This is a genomic window from Agriterribacter sp. (assembly GCF_035444585.1).
In the GTDB taxonomy this organism is placed as follows: domain Bacteria; phylum Bacteroidota; class Bacteroidia; order Chitinophagales; family Chitinophagaceae; genus Agriterribacter.
Window position 1 is genome coordinate 1 of record NZ_DAOMOZ010000171.1, and the last position, 10,837, is coordinate 10,837.

Below are 10,837 nucleotides of genomic sequence, written 5' to 3' on the forward strand. Positions count from 1 at the left end.
TGATAAGCAATCATTTATGACCGCACTAAATTTGAAGGGGACAAGTCAGGAGGCATTGCTGTCTATCCGGGAATGTTTGATCATAAGCTGGTCGGGCATGCGGGGCATTGTATCATTGGCTATGGCGATAGGGCTTCCCAAATTTGCTGATAGCGGCATTCCATTCCCCATGCGCAACACCATTATTTTTATTGCAACTATAGTGGTGCTGATCACCATTATCGGGCAGGGGCTGGTGCTTCCTGTGATCGTCAAAAAAAATGCAGGTGCCTGATATACCCTTGAGTTAACAATGATATTCGGAACATTTTGTGAAAGGAGAAAGGAGAAGTCACCAACATAACTGCGGATTATTCCATTCACAAACAATATAAGTATGAGTGAGATACCGTAATCTTTATTACAGGTTCTGCGCACAATGACCACATTAACCTACTCCTGCCTTATACTCAGAATTGGATTGGCAAGGGCGGCTTTTATGCAGTGAAAGCAAATAGCGAGTAGTGCAATAAAAAGGGCAATAAGTCCAGCCAGTACAAAGACCCACCAGTTGATGTGGATCCTGTAAGTAAAATCCTGTAGCCAATGGCTCATGAAGTACCATGCTATTGGTGACGCAAATAATATGGCAATAAATATAAGTATAATAAACTCTCTGCTGATATACAGTATAATATTGCCAAAACTTGCACCTAACACTTTGCGAATACCGATCTCTTTCCTCTTTATTTGTGTTGTAAACATGACCAGCCCTAACAGTCCAAGCGAAGAAACAATGATACTGATTAGCATTGCAGTTAGGATTAATTTGGATGCCTTTTGCTCCTTCTCATACATCTGGGAGATGATATCATCAAAAAATTTATAGTTAAAGGTAACACCTGGATAAATGCCACTCCATATGTTTTCAATTTTCCTGATTAAAGGTTCGCTACTTGGGACAGATTTCCCATGCATAGCCAGCCTAATAGCAAGGCTTTTTTCTCTTTCTGGCATATGGCCAATGACAAGTGGGCCAATGGCTTCATGAAAAGATCCCTCATGAAAGTCTTTCACTACCCCTACTATGGGAAATGCTTTATTTTCCTTGTAAAGTAATTTTCCAATTGCCTCGCCCGGCGCTTGAAAACCTAGTTTCTTAGCAAATGTCTCATTGATTACAAATTCGGAAAGACTATCACTATGGCGCAAATTCCTCCCAGCTAATAGCTTCATAGCATAGAACGGAATAAAGTTTTCATCCCCTTCCTGTATAGATACAAGCATCTTAATTTCCTCTTTTCCTTTATACTTTAACGGCTCTTCCTCTGTGACTCCTGTAGGAGGTTTACTTTGTAAGATAACTTTTTCGACCCCCGACAATTGTTCGATTTGTTGTTTGAGCACTCTTATTTTTCCATGCTGGTCATCCCAGTTATTTATGATGATCACAGCATCTGTCCTAAATTTAAAATCCGAATAGCCCATGAATCGAATCTGATCCATAATGATGATGCTACTGATAATAAATATGAGGGAGAGCGTAAATTGAAAAACGATCAATCCTTTTTGAAAGCTCCTTTTTGAAATCTTTTTTTGAGACGTGGGATTACTTTTTAAGGAAATAACGGGAACAAAAGAGGATAACACATTGGCTGGATATAGCCCCGAAATCAAAACAGTGAATGTTGTTACCAGTAATATAAATAATAATGTATTAGGGTTAAAAAGATCCAACGTAACACCGGGAGGGAAAAAACCTTTAAAAACCGAGAATACCAACCAGGATATCACAAGCGCAATCACCACAGCCGCCTGCACAACTAAAAAGGTCTGGACCAGGAATTGGAAAATAATACTTTTGTTGCTACTTCCCATCACTTTTCGGATTCCTATCTCCTTTTCTCTTTCAATTGATAAGGCTACTGTTAAATTAATAAAATTAATAACAGCGATGATCAAAAGGAAAATAGCTATGGTGATTAATCCAAATAATGTAGGTTTATGTGCCTTCCTGATATCATCATGATCATAGTCATTATTGAAATGAATATCCGCAAGAGGCTGAAGCTGCAAGCTGAATTTAGTGTCCAAATCGAGCTTCATGTTTTTTTGAATAACACCATGCATCAAAGAACGAATGTGATCATTCGACACACCAGGAGCTAGTTTCGCCACAGACCAAATCCAACGATTATCATTTCCTGGGAGCCAGTCATTTTTATCCATTTCCTCTTTTAAAAAGCTGCTTCTGATAGTGCTAAAAGAAATAAATTCCCTGTATGGAAAATCAGTATTTTTATTCCAGTCTTTCACTATTCCCGACACCCGTACCTTTAATGAATCATCATAGGTGACTTCCTTTCCAATTACATCCTTCCAATCGGAAGTACCAAAATATTTCCTGGCTGTATTCTCCGACAATACAACATTAAAAGGCTCATTTAGTGAAGTTGCTATATCTCCTGCAAGCCATTCATATTGAAAAATTGAAAAATAATTAGAATCTGCTATAATCACACCGGATGTGTTGGCGCCTTCTACAAAACAGTCATAATTAACTCTTTCATGATTTTGCTTTTCAATTGTGATCTTTGGTCGGTATCTGTAGAAACCTGCAATTCTTTCGAATCCTGGTATCTCCTTTCGTAAAGTGGATGGCGCTTGAGGGGGAATATCCTCTACATAAAAGGACTGACCGTTGCTCTCTTCTACTTTACCCGCAATACGGTATATGCGGTCTCCGTCAGGATGAAAACTATCAAAACTAAACTCGTAGCGGCTAAACAGATAAATAGTAATACAAGCGCATAGTCCAATCGCCAGCCCAAATACATTGATAAGAATATGGATTTTTTGCTTTCTGATATTGCGCCAGGCAGTTTTGAAATAGTTTTTCAACATAAGGTTTATATGATTCAAAATACAGATAAATCCATAAGTAGGCTTATAACTATTTCCAGGAACAGGAAAGCCAAAAGCGTTAATAACCTGATCGTTCAGATGTGCAAAGAATTATTCAAATGATGATGTGGAAGAATCAAAATCCTGGAATTGCATTGCTGCGCCGTCCCTCTCCCTGCCCGTCCGGTCAGGCGGGCGTTGCAAGGAGAGGGAAAGAGGGTGAGGCTATTCCCCTGCAGCGTCCTGCCCTTCCTCAACAACAGGGGGAACTGGGTAAAGAACCGCAGCCTCACGTGCGGCGCGCTTCTGAGCCGGGGTTAGCGGTTGAACCCATGAATTATCATAGGGTTTGAAAGAAGCGTTTGCTAATAAATCCTGCAAGGTTATCTTACCATCTATATAGCGGCACAATGCTGTAAATGCAGGCTTATTCTCTTTTTTCAATATCAGCAAACTGGCATTGGTTCCTGCTTTTGCAGCAATAGGCACGCCACCGCCCAGCTCGGCCCAATGACCGCCCAGTAAAAGGTTTTTTACCGGCGTTTGGTAATGAGCTATCTTACTTTGCATGTTCTTTCGCCCGGGTTTTGCACCCATCATCGTTCCATTCTTGTTGCCTGTATAACGGTAATGTGTAACCGGTGTAGCTACTTCATAAAACAATATATGCGATCTCAGCCCGGGAGCCACCAGCGCTTCTACCCTTCCGATGATGATCTCCGCAGTTTCTTTTTTTAGTGTTTTATAGGCTTCTCCCCTGATATAGCTACCCTGGTCATCCTGCATAGTACACCAGTTATTGCTGTAATCCATCAGCGCCGGCATAAATAAAGTAAGGGAGCCATGCCCTTCCGGTACCATGGATTTATCTCTCACAGAAGGCGCCAGTATGCTGATCTCGGTTGTAGCCGGATCGCCGGTATGGTGACTGCTGTACGACTGTCTTTCATCTGCAACATGTATCATCTCTTCACCAAAGCCCAGTTCTTCAGCGCTGCAATCAAGAGCGATGGAAATGGTTACCGATGAGGTATACAATTCTGCCTGCTGCAGCTTCTTTTTTAATTTTTCAGGAACGGCATCAGCAGGCAACATCTTTTCATACAGGGTTTCAATATCGCAGGCGGCAATTACATACTTGCTCTTAAGCTGCTGCAATTTGCCCTTATATACGAACGATACCCCTTTCGCCGTATTTTCATTCACTATAATTTCTTTAACGCTGCATTGCGTGCATACCACATTATTATAAAATTCAACCACATGCCGCAGCCATTGCGGAATTACCTGCCCCCCTCCTTTTGGCGGGCACTGAAAATCGTTTGCATACGACCAGCCTACAGGAACCATACACCCGATCAATTCGGTTTCAGACGCAAAAATATTGTGCAGTTTCTCATCTTTAAAAAACCGCTTTAATCCCTTATTTAGTCCCTTTTCCCCGCTGTAAGAAATAAAAGGAATAAAAGGCAGGATCACTTTAAGCACCTTTAACTTGTTTTGCAGCTTTTCGGAAAAAGACATCGTTTCTTCCGACCGGAATATCTGGTTCAGGCTATTCAGTGAATTTCCTATTTTTTGGGCTTTTAAAAAAAACTGTTCGATCCCGTTTTTATCAGCAGGAAATTCTTTGATCAACTGATCCCGCAATTCATTGGGATTATTGGTGAGCAGATAATTATAGCTGCTGCCTTTGTACCTGCGGGTACGCTGCAGGGTAATGGCCCGCGGGTGATCATTGCCCAGCACATCAAATAACCGGGTAAGCATGCCATCCGGCCCGTATTGATTCAGCCAGTGAATAGCGGTATCAAAAATAAAATCCTTTCTCCTGAAGCCGGCAAGGTATCCGCCCACATGGGGTTCCTTTTCCAGTACACAAACCGAAAGTCCGGACTTGCTTAATAAAGCCGCCGCAGTTAGTCCTCCTATGCCGGCGCCTATGATCACCACATCATAATGCGTCTCCAGTTTTTTCATGGCAGGAAATTACTAAACAGATTCCAATTGTATGCTTTAATTATTTCTTCTCAAAGAACACATCTTATTGTTCTACCACCACCACTGCCGTTGCCATGCTTTTAACATGCGATAGGGAAACGTGTATCTTTACTGCGCCGATCGTAACGGCAGTTTCTCCCAGCAATTGCAGCTCCGGCTTACCCTTTTCATCGTTAAGGATTTCTACTTCATTAAAAGCTGTTCCGTTTTTCCACCCTGTGCCGACCGCTTTAAAAAAAGCTTCCTTAGCCGCGAACCGTGCAGCGTAATGCTGGTATTTATTCGTTTTTGATTCGCAGTACGCTATTTCATTTTTCGAAAACACCAGTTCCCTGAAGCCCTGTTCTTTTTCAATGGCTTTTGCTATCCTGCCGGTTTCAACAATATCGGTTCCTATACCCGTTATCATTTTAGTGAAGTTTCTTTTGAATATCGGCTATTTGTTGCCGGATATAGTTTTCTTCCTGCTTTGTAGCGATCTCTTTTGTTAACGCCTGCCTGTAATATTTTATGGCACGATCAAATTGCCCGCGTTTTAAACAATAATCTCCCGCCAGCACATATGCATGATAAAACTGTGGGTTGCTGGCTACCAGGCTATCTGTATTTATATCTTCCCCCCGGGCTATGCGATGCCTGTATTCCCTGTATTTTTCAAAATTTTTATACTGGCTGCCCAGTAAAAAAGTGTCGGCGGCAACCGTAAGCGCTGAGTCGTATATTTCACGATTTTCCTGTAAGCCTTGCAGGGCAAAAACCTTATTGAGATCGTAAGCCACGAACTCACCCAGTTGCCAGGGAGCGGTGGATACCCATACCAGCAATTTCTTTGGCTCAAACACCACAGCGTGGTGGGCGATCAACTGGTTCAACGCCTTTTCATTGCCCATGCCAATATTGGTATCATGTAACCCTTTCCTGTCTCTTAATATACGTATGGTATTTTGCACTGTATTTTTTTCTTTTTCCTGCAAAAGCTCCTGCAGCCTTTTATACCGGTAAGCCGAGGCGCTTTCACTGATCTGTTTGATATTGGGTTCAGATCCCGCCAATGCTTTGCTTTGAAAATGATTGGCGCAAAGAATATGATCTGAATCTGGATCATATACATCTAAAGTATCGGGCGTTTTTTCAATGATCACTGCCTTATTGTCGGCCGCCGACCCCACTAAAAAAGATTCGGATACGAACATTGTGCGCTTATGTGCTATAGCAACGGCTTCATCAATATTGGCAGCGTACTGCAATATTTCCCTTGCCACCAGTGAAACCGGCGTAGCTGAACCCGAAGGGATGCTGCTTTTAGCGGCGTTAATGGTTACGGTAAGCCCTTTTTCGTTCATGCCCGATACCACGCCTATAAAGCCGCCCCATGTAACGCTCATGAACTTATACCCCTGCGAAGGGTTTTCAAAAAGAACGATCTTGTTTTTGGCGAAATCATCACCCACATAAAAATCAAAGTTCCGACCAATGATCATAGTGCTGTCTTCGGAGGCGGCATCCCAGGTGCCGAATGAAGTGCAGCCTACCAACGCCATGTTCTGCAACGCGTGACCAATATCGTGTGCTGCATGATAGTTGAGTATACGCTGGTAGTTGGTGCCTATATATCCATACGCACTTGAGGCAGATCTGGATATGCCGTAAATTTCCTGCTTGTATTCATCTGTAATATTCTTATCCAGGTGGCGGTTGAACCAGCCGATCACGTATTTTAAAAAATGCAGGTAAAAGGTGGAAGGGATCATTTTGCTGATCTGTGCGCTGAAATAATCTTCCTGCAATACCAGCAGCTCTCTGGAAAGCTTACCGTTTACCACGCCCCTTTCAAACGGATCGCCTTCTACATACAACTCAAACAATCCTGAGCTGCTCTTTCTCAACCAGTTGTTCCCAAGCGTATAAAAGCCATTGCCATGATCTTTACGCTGCCATTGCATACTGCTCCTGTCTGCAACAAAGGGCGGATCGGTTTTACTTACGTATACCACGTATAAGAAAACACAAAGTAACAGCAGCATTAATATGCCAGTACTGTATAACAGCCATTTTCCAATTTTCCTGACGCTATGCATTCTTTATTTTTTCAACCACGTTTTCGTTACCCAATAATGAAACACAGGTGAGCAAAGCGCTTATGGAAGAGCCCAGCACCCCGTGAATATTTATGTTTTGCCCCGTAAGATAAAGATTCCTGACTTTGGTTCGGGGCGATATAAATGTTTTTAAAGGATCTTTATAGTCTTTTGCCACGCCATATAAAGAACCGTCGTAATTACCAATATAATCCCTGTAGGAAAGCGGTGTGGAAGTAGTATACGACTGTATACAATTCCGTAAGCCCGGGAATCTTTCTTCCACGCAATCCAGCAATATCTCAGCCTTATACTTTTTAAACGCATCATAGGTTGCGCCGCGCTTGTTTTCGGCAGAAACCGTATTAAAGGTATCATGCCAGGGCGCTACTTCCTCATAACGCATATACGTAAAAATAGTCATTGCCTCTGCATATTCCGTTGTTCCGGATGAGGGCGGAAGGAAAAGAGCATAGCCCAAAGGCCAATTGTCTTCCGTATAATCGGCAAGGTTCCAGATCTGTCCTTCTTTGTGATAATAATAATTGTGCCTGGTATACCTGAAGCAGTTTTTCTTCAGTACAATATGCAGTAAAAAGGAAGAAATGGTATGGGGAAGGTTACGTATGCGTTTGCGATAGATATTTTTTATAACCTCCGCATCCGTCATTTCCATTGTTTTTGCGGGGTGAACATTGGAAATGAACTGGTTTGCATAGTACCGCTTCCCGTCAGCCGATTCAGCATATACAGCCACATCGGCTTCGGTTGCTATTTTTTTTACTTCGCAATGCCTGACCACTTCCCCGCCGGCATCCCTGATCATTTTGGCCAAAACCTTTCCTATCTGCGATCCGCCGTCAATGCATTTCCATGCGCTTTCGATATAACTGTTTATTATAAGCGCATGCACATAAAAAGGCGTTTCATCGGGTTTGCCCACATACAGTGCATTATTACCCACAAGCACCGCCTGCAGCGTTGTATTACCTGTTAAAGAGGTAATTACGGAATGGGTATCCAGGGTCAATACATCCGCCTTTTCTTCATACAACCCGTTTGTCCTTAAATTATATAGGGGAAATTTGTCGCAGGTTTCCCGGATTTTACGGCAGTAGTTGCGGATAGCTGCTTCTTCTTCCGGGAAATCGGCAACCAGGTTTTTTATAAAATTTTCGTACCCCTGGGCCTGCCGGTACACTTTAGGATCATTGCTGATGATGATCTTGTCAAAGGCGTCCTCATCCATCTTCTGCAGCTTCAGCTTGTCCATTACACCCAGGTACCTGAATATCTGGTAAAGGTTCTGCCCCTTACCCAATCCGCCTATATAATGCACGCCCGAATCAAAGATCACCTTTTCACGCGCAAAGGTCTGGAGACTCCCGCCGATCTGCCTGTTTTTTTCAAGCACACAAACGCGGTAGCCTTCTTTGCTGAGTATACCGCCGCATACCAGCCCGCCAATACCGCTCCCTATGATCACTATGTCGTACCTGTTCATTATACGCTTTTGCGGTTTTGAATTACAAAAATAACATTCGATGTGTACTTTGTTTCATCAATCCTGCGGCATTCCATATTATACGCCGCTGCTATATCACTGATCATACGGCCCGATAAAAAGGACAGCCCCGAACCGGTAGTTTTATTAAATCCAAAAAGCTTTGTGGAAAAGAATTCCGTCAGCCTGGTGCCTTTATGTTTTTCCGCCAGGTCCCTGTCACCATCACGTATAATGAGCGTTCCGCCTTCATTCAGGCTTTCCATACACTTACCGATGATCTGCTTTTGCTGCTCCGGGGCAAGATAATGCAACATGTCGGCAAGTATGATACCATCGTATTTTCCGAACGCAAAGTTCATTACATCTGCATGCTTAAAATTGATCCGTTCATTTTTGCTGAAACAATGACCGGCTACAACTGTTTTTTCTTCATCATAATCAATGCCGGTAATATTTCTATCCCTGGCGGCGAAGTGCAGCATATACGACATAAAGCCGTAGCCACAGCCGATATCAAGCAAATTACCCTGCAAAGGCAACAACTCATGGAACTGTTGGTAATCTTTTTCCAATCTTACCTTAACACGCATATACCATTCCAACACCGGTCCTTTATAAATATAGTTGTAAAACAATTGTTCCCTGAACCAGGAGGGCACTTCAACCGATGCGCGCAATTGCTCATATTCGGTCCTGAAATATTTCCCGATTTGTTTTGCCCTCTCACTATAATTAGCGCCAAAGCTGCTGTCTTCCGGGTGTATACGCGGTAAGAACCTAACCGTTATTTTACCGTCTTTAACCAGCATATCTTTTTTGGTCATCGTGTACCCGGTGCCGTGAATGATCACAGGCAGTATATCGAGTTGCAGTTGCTCCGCCAGGTAAAAAGCACCCCGGTGAAACCTTTTCATTTTCCCGTCGGGCGAACGGGTACCTTCGGGAAATACAACAATCGAGTAGCCCTTCTTCACTTTTTCACGCATTTGCTCAATACTGTTCTCTGCCCCCGCCGATGCCGAATAATAATCCGCCATGCGCACCACCGCGCCCGAAACAGGCGCATGCCTCACCCTGTCGTTGGTGAGCAATATCAGCTTCGGATATAGCATCATCAGTATAAAATTATCCAGCCCCGACTGGTGGTTGCAGATGATCACAGCAGGTTTTGAAAAATCCTCACCCAAAGGATTAATGATCGTTTTCTTAACATTACCCATTATATAAATGAGCGATCCCGAAAACCGCGCAATAGCTATATGGAAAAAGTGTTTACCTTTTTCTTTATTAAAAGGGTTGCATTTTATAAGCACAAAACCAATGGCCGCCAGGATGATGCTGCCCCCGATAAACCACACATGAGCAAACGCAGATTTGCCCCAAAAGTCCAGGGAAATAACTGCTGCTGTGCCCGGTTCCTGATCAGTACGGAAAACAAAAAAGGAATGCACACCTGCGCCACCAGCACCACGCACAGTATACCAATAACGGAGATCGTGGCAATAGAGCGCAGGGCGGGATGTTGGGCAAAGATGAGCACACCCAGTCCTGCGGTAGTGGTAATGGCCGAAAGTAAAATGGACGATTTAAAAGAAGAAAGATTTTTTTTACCGGTTTTATATTCCTGCAGCAGGCCATCCATTATAAAAATACTGTAATCATCGCCCAGTCCAAAAATAAGGGTAGACACAATAATGTTAATGATATTGAATTTAATGCCTGCAATACCCATGATGCCTAATATCCATATCCAGCTTACCAGCATAGGCAAAAATGCCATCAGCGCCAGCTCTATCCTTCCATAGGTTACCAGCAAAACAAAAAACACCAGCAACGAAGTAATGAGGGCTATACTGGTAAAGTCGGCATTGATGAGTTCCACGAACTTACCCGTAAGGTATTGCTTGTCCAGTATAGTAGTGCCGGGTTTGTTTTCAAAGGCTTCGTATACCGTTGCTTTGTTTTGTGCCGGCGTTTTCAGCAGGGTTACCACCGTGGCTTTCCCGGGCGCTTCTGTAATATAATCATCCAGCAGGGTTTTGCGCACCGCATACATTGCTGCGCTGTCGGTTACATTAAAAGACCTGTTGAGTAACCCTGCAAACCGGTTAAAAGCTGTGGTACTGTATCCCAACGCAGCGCCTTCCCGCTGCATTACCGATAATAATTGCTGCTTTTTCCCGGCAGTCCAGTAATCATTCCATCGCGTGATCCGCTCTCGCTGAAGGGTATCGGAAAGCAGCAGCGATGATACCCCGGCGTATTGGGATATGATCCCTTTTGCCTGGAATGCTTCTACTTCCTTTGTCAGCTTTTCATTCAACACCAGCGCTTCATCCAGTGTTTTTCCTTCAGCCACAAGGTAAAC

8 protein-coding genes are annotated in these 10,837 nt (G+C 43.3%); 1 reads left to right on the forward strand and 7 read right to left on the reverse strand.

The window, feature by feature from the left end:
• Positions 1 to 274 (forward strand): cation:proton antiporter domain-containing protein (locus PLH26_RS16180; RefSeq protein WP_324587068.1); only part of this gene is annotated, 274 nt, incomplete at its 5' end.
• A 158-nt stretch (positions 275 to 432) separates the two neighbouring features.
• On the opposite strand, the gene PLH26_RS16185 is transcribed toward PLH26_RS16180, so the two are convergent.
• The 7 genes from PLH26_RS16185 to PLH26_RS16215 all read right to left on the reverse strand — a co-directional run.
• A complete protein-coding gene (locus tag PLH26_RS16185) occupies positions 433 to 2,883 on the reverse strand; it encodes an ABC transporter permease (RefSeq protein ID WP_324587069.1) in 2,451 nt (816 codons plus the stop codon).
• 225 nt (positions 2,884 to 3,108) lie between these two features.
• Entirely contained in the window at positions 3,109 to 4,863 is a 1,755-nt protein-coding gene (locus PLH26_RS16190; RefSeq protein WP_324587070.1) for a phytoene desaturase family protein, read from the reverse strand.
• A gap of 64 nt (positions 4,864 to 4,927) precedes the next feature.
• Positions 4,928 to 5,293, reverse strand: coding sequence for a holo-ACP synthase (gene acpS, locus PLH26_RS16195; RefSeq protein WP_324587071.1), 366 nt, complete (start codon positions 5,291 to 5,293; stop codon positions 4,928 to 4,930).
• 1 nt (position 5,294) lies between these two features.
• A complete protein-coding gene (locus tag PLH26_RS16200) occupies positions 5,295 to 6,962 on the reverse strand; it encodes a C45 family autoproteolytic acyltransferase/hydrolase (RefSeq protein WP_324587072.1) in 1,668 nt (555 codons plus the stop codon).
• Complete coding sequence (locus PLH26_RS16205) at positions 6,955 to 8,466, reverse strand: phytoene desaturase family protein (RefSeq protein WP_324587073.1); 1,512 nt, start codon at positions 8,464 to 8,466, stop codon at positions 6,955 to 6,957. The genes PLH26_RS16200 and PLH26_RS16205 overlap by 8 nt, the downstream gene beginning before the upstream one ends.
• A complete protein-coding gene (locus tag PLH26_RS16210; protein ID WP_324587074.1) occupies positions 8,466 to 9,827 on the reverse strand; it encodes a 1-acyl-sn-glycerol-3-phosphate acyltransferase in 1,362 nt (453 codons plus the stop codon). Before PLH26_RS16210 ends, PLH26_RS16205 begins: the two co-directional genes overlap by 1 nt.
• A partial coding sequence (locus PLH26_RS16215) for an MMPL family transporter (RefSeq protein WP_324587075.1) occupies positions 9,773 to 10,837 on the reverse strand: 1,065 nt, incomplete at its 5' end. The genes PLH26_RS16215 and PLH26_RS16210, both read right to left, overlap by 55 nt.

Excerpts from the sequence above, each read along its gene's own strand:
- PLH26_RS16200 (WP_324587072.1), bottom strand. The coding sequence starts at position 6,962 with ATGCATAGCGTCAGGAAAATTGGAAAATGGCTGTTATACAGTACTGGC.
- PLH26_RS16190 (WP_324587070.1), bottom strand. The coding sequence starts at position 4,863 with ATGAAAAAACTGGAGACGCATTATGATGTGGTGATCATAGGCGCCGGC.
- PLH26_RS16185 (WP_324587069.1), bottom strand. The coding sequence starts at position 2,883 with ATGTTGAAAAACTATTTCAAAACTGCCTGGCGCAATATCAGAAAGCAA.
- PLH26_RS16205 (WP_324587073.1), bottom strand. The coding sequence starts at position 8,466 with ATGAACAGGTACGACATAGTGATCATAGGGAGCGGTATTGGCGGGCTG.
- acpS (WP_324587071.1), bottom strand. The coding sequence starts at position 5,293 with ATGATAACGGGTATAGGAACCGATATTGTTGAAACCGGCAGGATAGCA.